Genomic DNA, 17413 nt, shown 5'->3' with positions numbered 1-17413 from the left:
GCTATTCCTCCTTCCCTTTAAAATTTTGGTCATGAGTTCCAATAATTTCACCCTTGACCCTTTCAGTTATCGCTTCCATAATTTCCGCCTCACTGCCGTCAATACGGCGATAATCATATCCCTCCAGCCTTGGGTCAAAGCCACAAAGGGGATGATACTTACAATAGGTGCAAGGGGTAATTTTGTCCTTCTTGTATGGCTTGATATCAATACTGCCATCCATTATGCTCTCGCCAGTATCCTTGAAAATAAGCTCAATATATGCCATAAGCAGATTAAAATCCTCACTGCTTTTCAGCATACTCATACTTGAAGCATTAAAGGACTGACTTCCCTCCTTGCCCTTATAGGCTATTTTCAAAAAGCGGCTCTTATTATCCGTGTACAAGGTATTATCTATCTGCTCTGCAATGTCCTTATCCAAAAGCACCCAGCCAGGCATTTTTAATTGCTTGTCCAGGGCTTCCTTTAATTTTTCCGGATCATGGCTGTGATTATCCATGGAAAATACAGGACGTTTGAGGAAATAATACAACATTCCCGCCGGCAGCATAGATTTATCTCCTTCACTGCATTTATTCATCAGCTGGTTCACCACCAGCAAATAGGTTAAAAGCTGCAATTTCAGACCATAATATACATCCACCAAATTAATGGCAGCATTACCAGTCTTATAATCGATAATCATAAAATGGCTGGCCTGTTCGTTCACATCAATACGGTCAATCTGCCCCTTCAGCTCCAGGCGATTATTGTGATGAAGCTGATATACCAAATCCAAAGAATCCGCCGGACCCTTATGCCCTCCGAAGGACCTTTCAAAAGATTCCGGGTGGAACTTGCTCACCTGGTCAAATTCCCCCAATCTCTTCAGGGTAAAACGGGCAGTGGTCTCCAAGCGGGAAAGCTGGTTCTCCAGCTGCTTTGTGGAATAAAGCATACCGTTATTAAGCCGTGGTGCCAGCTTATGAATTATCTCATGACAAATCCTGTCACGTTCCTCCCCCTGAATATCACACCAGCGTCGGCCCTCTTTTTTCAAGGCTTCACCGTACTCCTTCAAAACTGCATGGAGCAGAGTTCCCAGCTCCGGACTGCTGAAGCGATTAATTTTACGCTCCTTTAAGTTCAGTCCATACTGGGCAAAAAACTGGAACGGGCATCTATTATATAGCTCAAACTTGGTTACAGAGCCCCGCAAAATTCCCTTAACCGTATAAAGCTCCCTGGCGATATCCCGTGGTAATTTTTCCAGACGTGGATTCATAAAAAGTCCCCGACGTACTAATTCCACCAGCTTTTCTGTATCCTCTCCCTGTAAAAGGCAATTATATACCTTCTGCCACAGCTCCGGCAGTTCGCCCTCATCCCTGAGCCTTCTAAGGGCAACAGCCAAGTATGACAGGGACTGGCGCTTATGGGTCAGCATTTTCAGCTGCTGCTCCTCCGTAAAGCTGTTGATCCAGTCCAATGGTATGGTTCTTACCCCCTTATCTGGCAACAGGGACTTAATCTTGCCCACAATCTCCGCTCCCATCAGAGCTTCATCAGACGGGGAGGACAGGGCATAGGATACCCACATATACTCCCTGCCCTGAGTGAAGGCCTTGTAAATTAAATAATTCTCATTGAAGCTGGCTTCCTCCCCCAGTACCGACAATTCAATAATATTTTTTTGGTTTATATGCACGCGGTCTGCATCGGACAGAACCGTATTTTCCACAGAACGCCTTGGCATGCTTCCCGCATTTGCTCCCAGAATATACACGGCCTTTATATTATCCAGTGCATTCTGGTCAAAGGATGCAATATTTACATAATCCAGTCCCGGAGGAATAAGGGCCATTTCCAGAGAAGAAAAGCCCTCCTCCAAAAGCTGACGCAGCTCGCCTATACTCATTTTGGAATTGCCAGTAACTTCCACCAGCTGGTCCAGCAATTCCATAATGTCATTCCACACCTGCTGATGCTCCCTAGCCACGTCAAGATTACCGCTTTTTTCTGCCTGGTCCGATTTCTCCTGCAAAATTTTGGGCACCTCAATAGCCACCAAGAAATGATAGATAGCCTGTATCATATCCCGGGTGGTATCAGCCTGCTTCAAATCATCCTGAAGTATGTCCAAGGGCTCTGCCACCTGGCGTCGCAGCTGATCCGCTGTGGCTGCCCTCAGCTTTTCCTTGTCGTCAACTCTTTCATCCTCTTCATCAATAGAATAGCGTGGATAAAAATCCCATGGCTCCTCCCGTCGCCAAACCTTGCTGCCCTTTAAATTAAACTCCAGACAGTAATTCTCCAAAAGGTCTATCTGCTGGGCTGTAAGGCGGAAGAAGCCAGCTTTTATGCAGCAGAATAAATCATCATAGCCCCATCCCTCTGTAGCTCCAATGGCAGAACGGATAAGCTCTGCCACCGGATGATTGGCACATTGACGCTTCTTATCCCGAAAGAATGGTATGTCATAGTCCTTAAACACAAAGCTTATAAGCTCTCCATAGGATTCCTCATCCCGTATGAGAACGCCAATGTCGCGCCACTTATATCCCCTGTCCCTAACAAGGCCAATAATATCCGCAGCTGCCGCCTCAACCTCCAGCCTACAGGTTGCTGCCTCCACTAACGAAATTTCCCCGTCACCATCCACTGGCTGAATAATACGCTTGTCAAAGCACGCCTCCAAGGCCTTGAGTGCAGGATTGGTATAGCGCTTCGTCTCTGAAAAATGCTGATAATTAACGGGAATATCATATTTTGCTGCCAGCTTTTGCAGGCGATTACAGCTGATATAGGCGCGGTTAAACAGCCCGGAAGCCTCCCTATTGGCCCACTGCCCCTGGACTGTATTCATATCATCCATATTGAAGGTAACATGAATATTGGCACCATACTGGAACAATCCCTCCAGCACCTGAAGCTCCAGAGGATTAAAAAACAGGAAGCCATCCAGCCAAATATCTGCCCCAGCCACCATTTTTGACATGGGCAGTCGTTCCACCAAGATGCTCATGATATCCTTACCATCAGTATAGCTGCCTTCCATGGCCCTGTTATACTCACCATAGAGCAGCGACAGATCTGCCAGCTTATGGCCAAGTCTGCTGTCCTCCATGCTATCGCCAGCTTCAGCAAGCTGCTCAGGTGTTATGCCGTATCCCTTAAATTCATTGATAATTCCACTAAGCACATTAGCGAATCCCCGCTGCCGTGATGCCCGGCCAAACACCTTTAGTTCATTATAGTGCTTATCCAAAATACACTTCAGAAGCAGCTGGCGTCCCATATCCGTGATACCCTGCTCCAAACCGCCGCCAGTTTCCTGCAGCACCTGATAAGCAAAGCGCTTAAAGCCATACACCTGACAGCGCATATAGCCACGGCCCTGCTTTTCCATCATTGCCGACAGCTGACGCTCCACTTTATATGTCATGTGCTCCGGCAGCAGCAAAATAATAGCAGGCCCCAGTGGTCTTTCCACCAGTTCCTTCTTTATCTGCTCCAATACATACAATGTCTTGCCACTGCCGGCCCTGCCTGTAATAATCTCCAGCATTTTCTCTCCCCCTTTATCCCCAAGGGATTATCTTTAATATATATAATACATATCAAAGTAAGGCCTGTAAAATTTCCAAGTACAAAAAAAGGACCAGCGATACTGGTCCTAATTTGTAATTTTAGTTGGAAACCGTTCCTTCGTATTCAGTTGGCTCTGCCACTCTCATCATGGTACGTCCGCACTTGCATTCGTCATCAATACGAAGCACCGCATGGCCGGTACGCAAACGGAAAATCGGCATAGCTTCGTTGGCAAGGGAGGTTAGTACCAGCTCCCCTACACGATGGGGTTCATCAATGACCTTGTCACTGCCAAATTCCACAATCTCAGGATAGAAATAATCCTCCTGAATATGGAAGCCCCTATCATCCGGACAATGATACATAATCCCGGCACAACCAAATCCCGGTGAATTGTAAACCGTATTGGTCTTAACATTCATGCGGCGTTCCAAATAGGCACGCATCGGATTATGCAGCGTTTCCTCCAAGCACACAATGGAAGGAAGATAAAGATCCTGGGCATTTTCCCCATCTGCCTGTAGCTTTACAATAAACTGGGTAACCATACGGAAATCGCTGATAAGTACATCCACATGACATCTGGTCATAAGCTCCACAATATTGTCCATATTGCTGCCCATAAGCATAACCGATGCCCCTATACCCTCCAGAGCATACTGGACATCCATCAGCCGACTGTCAGAGGCCTCGCCCAAGATTCCCACCACGGTGGTATCGTTAATACCGTAGGTCACCAGTACCCTGGTCATCATTTCCATCTGACGTGCCACATCTCCACTGGTGTACATCTTAATGAAGGTCTCCGCATCTCCCTGTCTGGAAATACGCAGAACACCACTCAATGGCATGGTAAGCAAATCAAAAACGGATACTTCCTTCAGTACATTTCGCTCCGTAAATGGCAATTTTTGAATGTCCCTTAAAGACTGTATATCGTCAGGGCACACCCCAGCCTTTTCAAACTGCTGCTGATAGAAGGCACTTTTTTCGTGAGCCCATTTCACCCGCTTCTTCAGCGCCTCCAACTGAAACTTCTCCAGCTGGCCCCGTTCCATGGTCTCTATTCTTGGATTTGCAATCATTATAATCTCTCTTTCCCTGTGCCAAAAACGCAAACATCAGGTAAGTGGCTTCTGATAGAAGAATGGCTGGAAGCTGGTATAGCCCAGCTTGCGGAAGTTCAGAATAGCCTCAGTAGCACCAACAAACAAAATTCCCCCTGGCTTCAATGCCTTGAAGAAGTTAGCATAAAGCTGATCCTTTGCTTCCTCGGTGAAATAAATAACTACATTGCGGCAAAGAATAAGATCAAAGCCACTTTCAAAGTTATCCTTTAAGAGGTTATGGCGTTTGAATTCAATGCAATCCTTAATCTCCTGGGAAACCAGATACTTGTCACCATTCTGGGTGAAATACTTTCTCTTGCGCTCAGGATCCATAGCCTTCAACTCATTGTCGGTATACTCGCCCTTTTTGGCCTTGGCCAAAATTTCAATATCCAAGTCAGTGGCCAAAATGCGGTGACGCATATTTGGGGTCAAGGTCTTCATTATCATAGCCAAAGAATATGGCTCTGCACCAATGGAGCAGCCGGCACTCCAAATATTCAGCTTGCTACTGCGCTTTAAAAGATCAGGAATAACATCTGTCTCCAGCTTGGCAAACTTATCTGGTGTACGGAAAAATTCGGATACGTTGATGGTCAGATACTCAATAAATGCTGCAAAGTCATCCTTGTCCTGAACCACCTTGTCAAAATATCCGGAATAGGTGTCATAACCATTTCTCTTGGCCAGATTCATAATACGGCGCTGCATCTGTGGTGCCTTGTATAAATCCAGGTCTATCTCAGTTTTTGCCTTTAATTTTGCTTTAAATTCAGTCCAATCCTGTTCTGGTGTCATATTTATCCCTCCAAATGATTCTTCGTATTCATTATTTATATATTCCACCTGAAAATCAAAAATCCTTTATTTTTCATAATAAAGTATTTTATCCCTCCACATAATGACTAAAGCTGCCAATTACCAGCTGTGGAAATTCTCGTTTCAGCTCTGATAAGAATTTTCTGGTGCCCACAAATGGTGTTTTCTGCTCCGGCATTATATCAAGAAAAGCGTCAGGATCAATGTTAAGATTACGCACCTGTATCATCTGCACAGGCAGCTCCCTAAAGAATTCCTTCCAGGCTGCCAGCTCATCCTCCCGATCATTAAAGCCCGGGAAGTACAACATATTTAATGAAACATAAATGCCATGATCCAGCGCATAGCGTATAGATTCCTTTACATTATCCAGCTTGTAGTTACTGCGGTAATAGGCATCATAGCTTTCAGGGATGGCACTGATAATGCTGACGCGCATGGTATCCAGCCCCGCATCCACAATCTGCTTTATCCCCTCGGTGTACCCCGCATTGGTATTAATATTTATCTGTCCCTTGCTGGTCCTTTCACGAATCAGCTTAATACCCGCAGAAATATTAACTGCCGCCAGTGATGGCTCACCCTCACAGCCCTGTCCAAAGCTGATAATACCCTCAGGAGCATTTTCCAGATGATAAATTCCCAGCTCAGCAATCTGTTCAGCTGTTGGGCGGAACTTTATACGGCTCTGGGGGGACGGACAGCACTCTGCTGGCTGCAAGGATATACAGCCAAAGCAGTTGGCATTACATACAGGGGATGTGGGAATACCGCACTCCCAACGGCGGTAGAAAATATTTTCTGCCGTACAGCAATGCCATTCCAATGAACAGTTAGCCAGATGGTCAATAAGGGGATTATCTGGCAAATCTTTTTTCACTTGCTTTACCAGACGCTTCAAGTTCTTGGTATTGTAATGCTCAGGGTCCCATTTGTGATTTTCATCAGTATAAATAGCCGCCCCGTAGAGCTGGTCCTTATATACACATACCGCCGTATAGCCATATAAAGGCAGCCTGCTGGCATCCTCATCCAGCTGAAAGGCCGGCATCATGGTACGGGTATACCCTGCTGGCAAAATGGCCGACACTGCATTGCCTGTCAATGTCAGCACCTCGCCCTCCTGACTCATGCCCACCGCCTGACGGTCCGGCAGAAACATCAGGTCCGCACTTTCAGGCAGGGGAATCAAATCCTCAGGAGTAAGAAGACGCAGCTCGTCGCCCTCACGGCCCATGGCCAAAATGCCGGGAGCATCAAAGATTTCTCCGTTTTCAGCTGCATAAAGAGCGATAATGGGCTCCCTTTTATTCCTTGCCATCCTCTGCCGCCTCCTTATCTGCATCCACCGGCTTTTCCTTCCAGTTCTTCTTCTCTTTCTTCTGCTTTTTCGGATTGTATTTATTCATGGCATTATCAATGCCCTCAGTTACCATGCACTCTATGGCTGGAACAAGATATTTGATGGCCTCCTGAATTTTTGGCACATCCTCCTCCGGGAAATTTGCCAACACGTGATTTACCACAGTCCACCCTGGCAAAGGACGCCCCACGCCGATTCGCACCCTGCCAAAATTTTCATCACCCACATGGGCAATGGTGGATTTAATACCATTGTGACCACCGGCACTGCCCTTTTTACGGATGCGGATAGTACCAGCTGGAATATCCATATCATCGTGACACACAATAAGGTCCTGGGGCTCCAGCTTGTACCAGCGCATCAATGGTCCGATACACTCACCGCTGTTATTCATATATGTCTGGGGCTTTACCAAAAGCACCTTTTCCGTGCCTATTCTGGCCTCTGCCACCAATCCCTTTTCCTTTTCCTTCCAAGGCTCTGCCCCCAGGGCCTCAGCCAGGGCATCCACCATCATCCAGCCCACATTATGGCGGTTTTTGGCATATTCCACTCCTGGATTACCTAATCCAGCGATTATCTTCATGAAACAAAATCTCCTTATATGACAATCAATTTAACGCAAATACATGTAGATTATACATTATTACCGCCCTTTTGGCTAATATCCTTGACTAATAGCGTATAATTATTAATGTAATGGTTACAATTACTAGTGCTATATAAACTGTAAAGTAAATGATTATATGGAGCGTTAGACACACAGTTTTAGCGAAGTGGCGTGGCGACAGATAATCATTTAACTTTTACTATTCTGGAGGATAACATGCATCAATACCTATTTTATATAGGGGATTTCCCCGTAAGAGCCTACGGTCTTGTCCTTAGCCTCAGTATTATTTTAGCAACAGGCGTTGGCTATTTCCTCGCCAAGCAGGACGGCCGCTACTACAATCATGTGGTGGATCTGGGCATTTACTGCGGTTTAAGCGGACTCTTGGGTGCCAGGCTCTGGGACGTGTTCTTTTTTGACTGGGACTATTACAGCCACCACCTTACGGAAATACTGAACGTTTGGCAGGGAGGTATGGCCATTCAGGGTGGTGTTATTCTGGGTGTATCCGTGGGGATTCTGTACTGCCGTCGCCACAACATCGATATATTGGCCATGATGGACATAAGTGCCCCAGCCATTATCTTTGGTCAAGGTCTGGGACGCTGTGCCAATCTTTTAAACGGCGATGCCTTTGGTGCCCCTACAAGGGGAAACTTCGGTATAATTTACCCCTCCACCACCCTTGCCCATCACACCTACGGCAATCAGCCCCTGTGGCCTGCTGAAATCTGGGAGGGACAGCTGGATTTCGTTATTTTTGCCATTCTCCTGCTGTTTCGCGCCTATCCCCATATAAAGGGCCAGGCCTTTTCCCTTTATGTAATGCTATACTGTGCAGCAAGATTTTTCCTGGAATTTCTACGAGGAGATTATGCCGACCCCGTATTGTGGCTCTTTACCTCTGCCCAAATGACCAGCATTACTGGCTTTACACTTGCCCTCATCTGCTTCATAGCCCTGCAAATCAAGGGACATAAGGACAAAAAGACTGACAGTACCCCAAAAACTGAATCAAAGGTATAACACTTATTTACAATTTCTTTACTATAAAAACCATTTATTGTATAATTATGTAGATAAAATATGTTATGAAAGGGGTATCTTACTTGAGTATAATCGCCCGTCACCTTACAGTTGATATGTACAAATGCAAGACTTCCTGCTTTGAAGATGTGCAGGCCTTACAGTCAACATTAAAGACTCTGCTGATGGAAAGCAACCTTGATATTCTTTCTTCCACCGGCCAGATTATGTCAGATGACCATATTGCAATTATTTTGCTTTTTGACGAAGGGCACATTACAGTCCACGCCTTCCCGGAGCTTCAGTATGTTTCCGCAGATGCCTTTATTTGCGAGGAAAACGCCGCACCGGAGGAGGTTTTCAGCTCCATCCGCAAGCTCTTTAAGCCGGAAAAAACAAAAACCACCATCTTAAAGCGCGGAGATTTTGGCACCAACACCGACATGAAGCCAAAAACAAAAACCAAGGTGGCTCCATTGCGCCGCATTCACAATACCGGCAGCAAGGTTATCAATATGCTGAAAAGCAAGGACGACAACAAAAAGAATTAATTTGCAAGTTCACATATTTACAAAAAGCTCCTGATACCCCAGGAGTTTTTTTGTGCCCTGTTTTATGTATACATTAAAACATAAGACAAATCACTAAACAAAATTGCCTTTTGAAGGTATAATAGTGACTGTACTTTTTATTACAGGAGGTTTTTATGGAGAAACCACGTCTGGGACATATTCATTTTTTAAATGTATTGCCTATCACCTACAGTCTGACACAATGTGGCTATGGAGAAGGCATTGATATAAAGGGCGGTGTCCCATCTGTTATGAATAACGACCTGATAAACAATCGGCTGGATGCCAGCGAAGTATCCTCCATTGTTTATGCCAGAAATTTTGATAAGCTGCTTATTTTGCCGGATTTATGTGTACGGGCTGACGGACCTGTACGGAGTATTATTTTGGTATCCAAAAAGCCTATTACGGAAATCAATCAGGACAGGATTGTGCTCACTGCCCAGTCCGCCACTTCCCATGTCCTGCTGAAGATTATCCTGAACAAGTCCTATGATGCCACCCCGGAATACTGTGTGCGCCACCTTACCCCGGACAATCCGGTTCCCGATGACTGCACGGCAGCCCTACTTATTGGTGACGATGCCCTTAATGTATATCATCATAAAAACAAGGACAAGTTCTACTATTACGATATGGGTGTAGAATGGAAAAAGCTCACCGGCCGGTGCATGGTTTACGCAGTATGGGCCGTTCATAAGGACTTTGCCCAAAATAACCCGGAGGCACTTCAGCTCCTCCACGAAAGGCTCTACAAGGGTCTTCGTCATGGCTACGCCCACAAGGCTGACGCCATAAATTCCATTTTGGACTCCAAGCCCTTTACCTTCCAGCAGCTGGACGAGTATCTGGAGGTCATAAAGTGGAATCTTACGGAAGAATACCTTGACAACCTTATGATATTCTACAAATACGCCTACGAAATGGGCCTTATCCCTCGCATGCCAAAATTGAAGCTGGCTGATGTGGATCTGTAATAATTATATTTCCAAAAATAAAACCACTGTCATTACATTGATAAGTCATCATGCAGTGACAGTGGCTTTTTATTGCCTTTATTCTATGAATTTTTATCCCTTGGCTCTGGTGCCATAGAAAATGTACTTGCTGTTAAACAGCTTGAAATATTTCTTGTAAGGCAGCTTCACTTCCAAGGTTCCCATGGCATAAGGACCAATGGCGTAATTGCCGAAATAAACAACAAAATCGTCCTCTGTCATACCGAACTGGAGGGAGTCATCCTCCATCATCATCTTAACATCCTTTAATACCTCTTTTTTATCCGGCAAACTGGACTTGTGCTCAATCTGGCGTTCTGTCTCCTCCACGATAATTTCAGCCAGCCCGTCAGTTGTCTTGAAAATATCATTGAGCTTCAATTCCTTGCCGGTTTGGGAATCAAATACATGGGCCTTGTAATAGTATACAGGATGGGCACCGCCCAAATACACAAACTCTCCTCCTACACAGCTAAACACGGCAGAATCTGCCCGCAGCCCTTTGTAGGTAAGCTCGTAGCTATAGAGAGGACCACTGTTTTCCTTATACCATTCATGATTCTTGCTCTGCTCATACTGTTCAATGAGATCAGGCTCCCACTGATTCATTACGCGACGCATATAGCCCCAGTTATCTGCCGACAGCTTGTCCAGAGAGTCCTGCAATTTAAGATAATCATACACAATGGACTGATCCAGCTTAACCTCATAAGTAGAGGCCTCCATCAAAACCCTGCCATCGTGATTAATCTGGGACCGCTGTATACTTGAGCTGTAAGCTAAAGGATGGCTGAAGGGTATGCCTCCCGGTGTGGTCAAATTCCCCGATTCCTCACAAGCCATAGCCATACCAGTATAGCTGTAATCGCTGGTGATTGGTGCCACCAACCCCAGAGCCAGCACTGCACTGCCTGCCGCCAGCACCTTTTTCCACATAAAAATCCCTCCATTTCGATAAAATATAATGCCCGTTGACCACCTGCAAGGTAGCCATCTTTGCCTACATAATATACGAAACAAAGGGATTTTGCTACTTAAAATTTAATTAAAAAAAATGACTCAAAAATAGCAGGGACAAGTCTTCTATAGCACGGAGTTTACACCTAAAACTATTTTTTACCAAATAGTAAATAGCGATAAAAATTATAACTCGCTTCGCTCAAACAAATAATTTTTATCACTAATGCAGGTAGGCAAAAAATAGTTTCTTAACGATGCAAATCCTATTGCTCTAGCAGACTGCCCCTGCTCTTCTTTATACTTTTCTATAGCAGATTGCCCCTGAACTTTATTATTTATTAAATGATTTTTGTGGTCCAGCCCTCAATATTCCAGACAGAATCCACCCAATCCTCATAAAAATCCGGCTCATGGGAAACCAGCAAAATAGTGCCCTTGTATTCCTTAAGGGCCCGCTTCAGCTCTGCCTTGGCATCCACATCAAGATGATTAGTAGGCTCGTCCAGCACCAGCAAATTTACAGGCTTCTGCATTATCTTGCACAGCCGCACCTTGGCTGCCTCGCCGCCGGAAAGCACCATCATTTTGGAGGTAATATGCTCATTGGTAAGGCCACAGGCTGCCAGGGCCGCCCTTACCTCAAACTCTGTCATGCCAGGATATTCCTGCCAGATTTCCTCAATGGCGGTATTATCATTGCCCTTGGTGGATTCCTGCTCGAAATAACCAGGTGTAACGAATTCCCCCAGCTCAATACTGCCCGATATTGGCTTAATCATACCAAGAAGGGTCTTTAAGAGCGTTGTTTTACCAAGACCGTTTACACCACGAAGGGCCACCTTTTTTCCACGCTCCAGCTGTAAATCCACTGGATTTGTAAGAGGTGTGTCATAGCCCAAAATCAAGCGCTTTGCCTCAATAACAAAACGGCTTGGGGTTCTGTCCATCTGAAACTTAAAGTGAGGCTTTGGCTTTTCCGTACGCTTTTCCAGCACCTCCATCTTGTCCAGCTTCTTCTGACGGGAATTGGCCATGCCACGGGTTGCAACTCTGGCCTTGTTTCTTTGAATAAAATCCTTTTCACGGGCAATTTCAGCCTGCTGACGCTCGTAGGCCGCATCCTCCTGACGACGCTTAATGGCATACATCTCCTGGAACTTCTCATAGCTGCCGGTGTAGCGGGTAAGGGTAGCATTTTCCACATGATAGATTACATTTGTAACCGCGTTCAGGAACGGCACATCATGAGATACCAAAATAAAGGCATTTTCATAGCCCTGCAGATAGGTTTTCAGCCATTCGATATGCTCCACATCCAGATAGTTGGTAGGCTCGTCCAAAATAAGAATATCCGGACTCTGGAGCAGCAGCTTGGTAAGAAGCACCTTGGTGCGCTGACCACCGGAAAGCTCATCCACCATACGGTCAAGGCCAATATCACGAAGGCCCAGTCCCCCAGCCACCTCCTCAATCTTGCTGTCAAGGGTATAGAAGCTATGGGCATCAAGGATTTCCTGAATCTCCCCTGCATCATTTAAGAGTTTCTCCATTTCCTCCGGGGAGGCCTCTCCCATTTTGTCATAGCAGGACTGCATCTCTGCCTCCAGCTTGTACATTTCATCAAAGGCCGTTTTTAAAACATCACGAATGGTCATGCCCGCCTTCAATACCGCATGCTGATCAAGATAACCAGAGGTCACCCTCTTGGCCCATTCCACCTTACCCTCATCAGGAGTCATCTGCCCCGTAATAATTGACAGAAAGGTTGACTTGCCTTCGCCATTGGCACCAACCAAAGCAACGTGCTCCCCCTTCAGCAGGCGAAAGCTCACATCCTCAAATATAGTTCTTGCCCCAAAGCCATGGGACATTCTTTCCACATTAACAATACTCAAATTCTTGTCTCCTTAATAATTGCATTATTGCAAATCCATCTTTTACAAAAACTCAGGCTCTATCATACCAAAAAATCCATATTTTCGCTATAAAAATCAGCTATTGTGCTCCTCTTTTCCACCCCATGAAAATCTTCTGCGAAGCCCCTCAAGCCAGGTACTGGCCGGATGATTTTCAAAGAACATGAAAATTATAGGAATAATCAGCAGGGTGAAAATGGTGGAAGACAGCAGTCCCCCAATGATAACCCAGGCCATACTTACTCTGGTCTCCGCCCCTTCGGACATAGCAAGAGCTGTAGGCATCATGCCCACCACCATGGTAATTGTGGTCATCATAATAGGCTTTAAGCGGACCTTCCCCGCCTCCACAATGGCATCATAGGCACTGTAGCCACGACTTTGCAATGTCATGGTGTAATCCAATAAAAGGGTACCATTTTTTGCCACCACGCCGTCCATAACCAATATACCTATCATGGAATAAAGATTCAGGGTGTTGTTGGTCACCAGCAAAAAGAGGATGGCACCAATTATTCCTAAGGGCAGGGAAAACATTCTGATAAAAGGCGTAATAAGTGATTCATAAAGCACAGCCAGCAGCATATAAATAAGAACCATGGCCATAATAAGAGCCATAAAAAGCTGCTGGAAGGAATCATCCATTTTATCCGACTGGCCAGTAAATCTATAGGATACTCCCTCGCCTAGGTCCACATCCTTCAGTACCTTTCTCACGTCCTGAAGCACATCATTTAACGGGCGTGCTCCTGCATTTGCAAAAATGGTAATGGAACGCTGCTTATTTACACGGCGTATCCTCACCGGGCCTGTGGCATACTTCATATCAGATACATCACCAATAAACATGGTTTGCCCGTTCACATCAATGGGAATGGATGCCACGTCCGAGGCCTTGAAGCCATCGGCTCCCTTAAAGCGCACGTTAATATCCGTATCCTGATTATTGTTAAGGGGATCATTGCTGATATTTCCTGCCTTCCTGCCGGAAATAGCTGAGGAAATGGCTTCATCCACATCCCCCACGGAAACTCCCATAGCCCGAATTTTATCACGGTCCATGGTAAGCCGCAGCTCCGGAGATCCCTCCACATAAGAGGAGGCCACGTCTGTAATGCCCTGTACCTTGGTATTCAGCACATCCTTTACCTTGTTTGCAGCTGCCACCAGCTTTTCATTGTCCATACTGCGAAGCTCAATACGCACTGCACCGCCGCCCCTAAGTCCGCCGCCGGATACTCCGGCCACGGAGGTCTGGGTCTCGGCCACACGAATAGTTGCATCATCAATGCCCATGCTGAAGGCACGCATTTCATCTGCAACCTCCCAAACACTGCGGCTGCGATCTCCCCGGTCCTTCAGCTCCACCCTTATACGTCCTTCATTGGAGCTGCTGCCTCCGGCATTGCCCAGATAATGCTTCACTTCGGGAATGGTATCCAGCTTTTCCTCTATACGGGTAATAACCTTGTGGGTTTCATCTGCTGTGTAGCTTACCGGCATTTCCACAAACATCTGGAAGCTGCCCTCATCTGTTCGGGGCATATATTCTGCCCCCACAGCCCCCAATGGTATAAGAGCTACTGAACCAATGAACAGTGCCAAAGCCCCTAAAAGCAGCTTTTTCTGATTGGCAAAGCTCTTTTTCAAAAGCTCCTCATATTTGGTAACAGCCCTTTCCTCCAGTCTGTCCATAAAATCCCACAGCTTTTTCCTGGAAGGATGATAGCCCTTACGATAGAATTTTGAAGCCAGCATTGGTGTAAGGGTAAAGGACACAAATAGAGAAAACATGCCTGCAAATACGATGGTAAGACCAAACTGGCGGAAGAATTGCCCCGTCATTCCTGACATAAAGGCGATAGGCAAAAAGGTCACCGCATCGCATAGGGTGATAGCCACTGCTGCCATACCGATTTCCATTCGGCCATTTTCTGCTGCCTCATCCGGAGCCTCCCCCATTTTCAGATGGCGAATAATATTTTCCAGTACCACCACGGAATCATCCACCAAAATACCAATACACAACGTCATGCCCATAAGGGACATCATGTTAAAGGTAAATCCCGCAGAATACATTACGAAAAATGTAGCTATCAAGGAGGTTGGAATAGCCACCATAACTGCCGCCATGGAGCGCCAGCCCCGCAAAAACAGAAACAGAACCAAGCCAGTGGTAATAAGGCCCTCAATAAGAGTGCCCAAGGTATTGTTTAGGGAATTTCGCACATAATCCGCATCATTGCTGGTAACAGTAAACTGATAATCAGGATTTTCCCGACGGATATTTTCCAGCTTTCTTTCGATGTTATCTGCTGTTTCCACCACATTGGCATCGCTATTTTTGTAGATAAGCATCATTACCGAGGATTCGCCGTTAAATTCTCCATAGCGGTTCACCCTGGCATTCTGATGGCGCACTGAGGCCACTGCAGTAAGAGGAATCTGGGCCTTGCTGGAATTCTGCACAAATATCTTTTCAATATCCGAGACCTTCTCATATTGAGCCACAGCTCTTACGTCGGACTTATACTTATCCGTGTAAATGGTACCTGATGGCAGCAGCTTGTTTTCCTTCTTGATGGCCGTCACAATATCATTGAGGTTCAGCTTGTAGGCCGCCATCTTGTCCTTATCCACCTCGACGGCCACTTCCTTGTCCAGGCCACCGAAAACCTCTATTTCAGATACGCCACCTGCCTGCTGCAGTTCATCGGCAAATACCTTGTCCACCTTGGAATACATGTCCGACATGGAATGCTCAGAGGTAACTGCCACCTCCACAATAGGCTCATCGTTGTCGTCACGCTTTATAACCACTGGCTCATCTGCTTCATCCGGCAGATTGTACCTTATGGCCTCCACCTTCTTGGTAGCATCAATGGCCGCGCTGTCCGCATCCGCATCAAATTCCAGCTCCACAGTTACCCTTGCCCGTTCATACTGGGCAGTGGACTGGATATTTTTTACATTTGAAAGGGAAGACAGAGCCTCCTCCACTGGCTTAACCACCTGCTGCTCCACGGACTCAGCACTGGCCCCGGGATATTTCACCATTACAGTGATATAAGGTGTATTTACCGCCGGCAGAAGCTCCACCCCGATACGGATAAAGCTAAACAAGCCCAGCACAACAAAGAGGCATACAATCATTGATATGCCCACAGGACGCTTAATGGAAAATCTTGTAATATTCATCAATTTCCATCACCTGCTTCATCCGGTGATTCCAAGGTCACCCTGCCCCCGTTCTTGAGACGATCAATAGAGGAAACAGCCACTATCTCCCCTTCATTAATTCCAGTAAGGATTTCCACCTCATCATCGTTTATAAGGCCAATGGTGATTTCCCGCTCCTCCACTGTCTCCGTATCCGGATTATACACAAATACCGTGGTTTTGCCGTTCTTGGATAAGAGAGCATCCTTTGGGGCAAATAGGGTATCCCGACGCTGCAAAATATCCAGAGAGGTTCTGGCAAATAAGCCCGCCTTAATATTTACCTTAGCCACATCAAGGGAAATACGAACTGAATAGGACTTTGACTCATCGCTCATGGCAGGACTTACATATACAACCTTGCCATTATATGTGGCACCCATAGCATCAATAGTGACGTTCACAGGCATTCCCGTTGTAAGGAGAGCCGCATCATTTTCCGACAGGTTACAGTCCACATAAAGATGACTGTTATCTACCAATGTAAGCACCTTGCTTCCAGCAGTAAGGTAGCTGCCCACCTCTACATTTCGATACCCAATAACACCGCTTCTGGGAGCTCTTATGAACATATCCTCCCGCTGCTTTCTCAGGGCATCCACGTTGTAAGCGTTCTTACGGGCATTATACAGCTTTGAGCGAACACTGGCTGGTGAGCTGCCGTTATTCTGATCCATAAGGGCATCGTATTCCGCCTTGGAGGTTACATAGGTATTTTTAGCAGTTTCCAGTCGTTCCAGAGATATGGCACCAATAGTATAAAGGTATTGCTGCCGTTCATAACGACTTTTTTCTATTTCGTAGGCCGCACCGGCTCTGGCCAAATTGGCATTATAGGAGGCCTCCTCCGTTTCGGTATCAGCCAAGGCAGCCTCTGTAGCTGCCTCCCCCTGCATAATGGCAATATCCAGATCCCCGGTGTCCTGGGCCAAAAGAATATCCCCTTCTGTCACTTGATCCCCTAGCTGAACATTCACAGACTTTACATGACCATTGTATTTTGGAGCCAACACAATGGTGGCGTCAGCGGTGGTATGACCAGACAGCACAATATGACGCTTCATATCAGCCCGCTTTACCTGATAAGTGGCAATTTTAGGCAGGGCCAGCTCAGGCTTTTTATTGTTATTTCTGCCTTTCACAAACAAAAAATATCCCAATATAAAAACCAGCAGCAAACACACAGCCCCTGCCACCCGAAACTTTTTATCCTTCTTTAATTTTGACCAATCGTGGCGCATTACT

12 protein-coding genes are annotated in these 17413 nt (G+C 46.0%); 3 read left to right on the top strand and 9 right to left on the bottom strand.

The window, feature by feature from the left end; translation table 11 throughout:
- Position 1 precedes the first annotated feature (1 nt).
- From addB to pth, 5 genes are all read right to left on the bottom strand, one after another.
- On the bottom strand, positions 2-3550 hold the full coding sequence (gene addB, locus T355_RS14500; RefSeq protein WP_051555583.1) for a helicase-exonuclease AddAB subunit AddB: 3549 nt from the start codon (positions 3548-3550) through the stop codon (positions 2-4).
- Between the two features lie 121 nt (positions 3551-3671).
- A complete protein-coding gene (locus T355_RS0112710) occupies positions 3672-4658 on the bottom strand; it encodes a phenylacetate--CoA ligase family protein (RefSeq protein WP_027398059.1) in 987 nt (328 codons plus the stop codon).
- A gap of 36 nt (positions 4659-4694) precedes the next feature.
- Entirely contained in the window at positions 4695-5480 is a 786-nt protein-coding gene (locus T355_RS0112705; RefSeq protein WP_027398058.1) for a CheR family methyltransferase, read from the bottom strand.
- A gap of 88 nt (positions 5481-5568) precedes the next feature.
- Positions 5569-6822: a radical SAM protein gene (locus T355_RS0112700; RefSeq protein WP_027398057.1), complete on the bottom strand. Its 1254-nt coding sequence runs from the start codon at positions 6820-6822 to the stop codon at positions 5569-5571.
- The gene (gene pth / locus T355_RS0112695; protein WP_027398056.1) at positions 6809-7450 is read right to left on the bottom strand and encodes an aminoacyl-tRNA hydrolase; all 642 of its coding nucleotides are present in this window, start codon (positions 7448-7450) and stop codon (positions 6809-6811) included. Before pth ends, T355_RS0112700 begins: the two co-directional genes overlap by 14 nt.
- Positions 7451-7690: 240 nt before the next feature.
- Here pth and lgt point away from each other — a divergent pair, with 240 nt between their 5' ends.
- The 3 genes from lgt to T355_RS0112680 all read left to right on the top strand — a co-directional run bounded on the left by lgt (position 7691) and on the right by T355_RS0112680 (position 10052).
- Positions 7691-8503 (top strand): prolipoprotein diacylglyceryl transferase, encoded by an 813-nt coding sequence (lgt, locus tag T355_RS0112690; RefSeq protein ID WP_027398055.1) that lies wholly within the window; start codon positions 7691-7693, stop codon positions 8501-8503.
- 83 nt (positions 8504-8586) lie between these two features.
- Complete coding sequence (speD, locus tag T355_RS0112685) at positions 8587-9054, top strand: adenosylmethionine decarboxylase (protein WP_027398054.1); 468 nt, start codon at positions 8587-8589, stop codon at positions 9052-9054.
- A gap of 155 nt (positions 9055-9209) precedes the next feature.
- Positions 9210-10052 carry a menaquinone biosynthetic enzyme MqnA/MqnD family protein gene (locus tag T355_RS0112680; protein WP_027398053.1) on the top strand — a complete coding sequence of 281 codons (843 nt, stop codon included), beginning with the start codon at positions 9210-9212 and terminating at the stop codon, positions 10050-10052.
- A gap of 93 nt (positions 10053-10145) precedes the next feature.
- On the opposite strand, the gene T355_RS0112675 is transcribed toward T355_RS0112680, so the two are convergent.
- The 4 genes from T355_RS0112675 to T355_RS0112660 form a co-directional block, all read right to left on the bottom strand.
- Complete coding sequence (locus T355_RS0112675; RefSeq protein WP_027398052.1) at positions 10146-11009, bottom strand: RsiV family protein; 864 nt, start codon at positions 11007-11009, stop codon at positions 10146-10148.
- 362 nt (positions 11010-11371) lie between these two features.
- The gene (locus tag T355_RS0112670; protein WP_027398051.1) at positions 11372-12928 is read right to left on the bottom strand and encodes an ABC-F family ATP-binding cassette domain-containing protein; all 1557 of its coding nucleotides are present in this window, start codon (positions 12926-12928) and stop codon (positions 11372-11374) included.
- A gap of 96 nt (positions 12929-13024) precedes the next feature.
- On the bottom strand, positions 13025-16147 hold the full coding sequence (locus T355_RS14495; RefSeq protein ID WP_051555581.1) for an efflux RND transporter permease subunit: 3123 nt from the start codon (positions 16145-16147) through the stop codon (positions 13025-13027).
- Complete coding sequence (locus T355_RS0112660; protein ID WP_027398050.1) at positions 16147-17409, bottom strand: efflux RND transporter periplasmic adaptor subunit; 1263 nt, start codon at positions 17407-17409, stop codon at positions 16147-16149. The genes T355_RS14495 and T355_RS0112660 overlap by 1 nt, the downstream gene beginning before the upstream one ends.
- Positions 17410-17413: the final 4 nt, after the last annotated feature.

The organism is Anaerovibrio lipolyticus LB2005, from assembly GCF_000621545.1.
Lineage (GTDB): Bacteria > Bacillota > Negativicutes > Selenomonadales > Selenomonadaceae > Anaerovibrio > Anaerovibrio lipolyticus_A.
The sequence above is the reverse complement of the archived record's forward strand: the minus strand, read 5'-3'. Positions and strand labels throughout refer to the sequence as shown.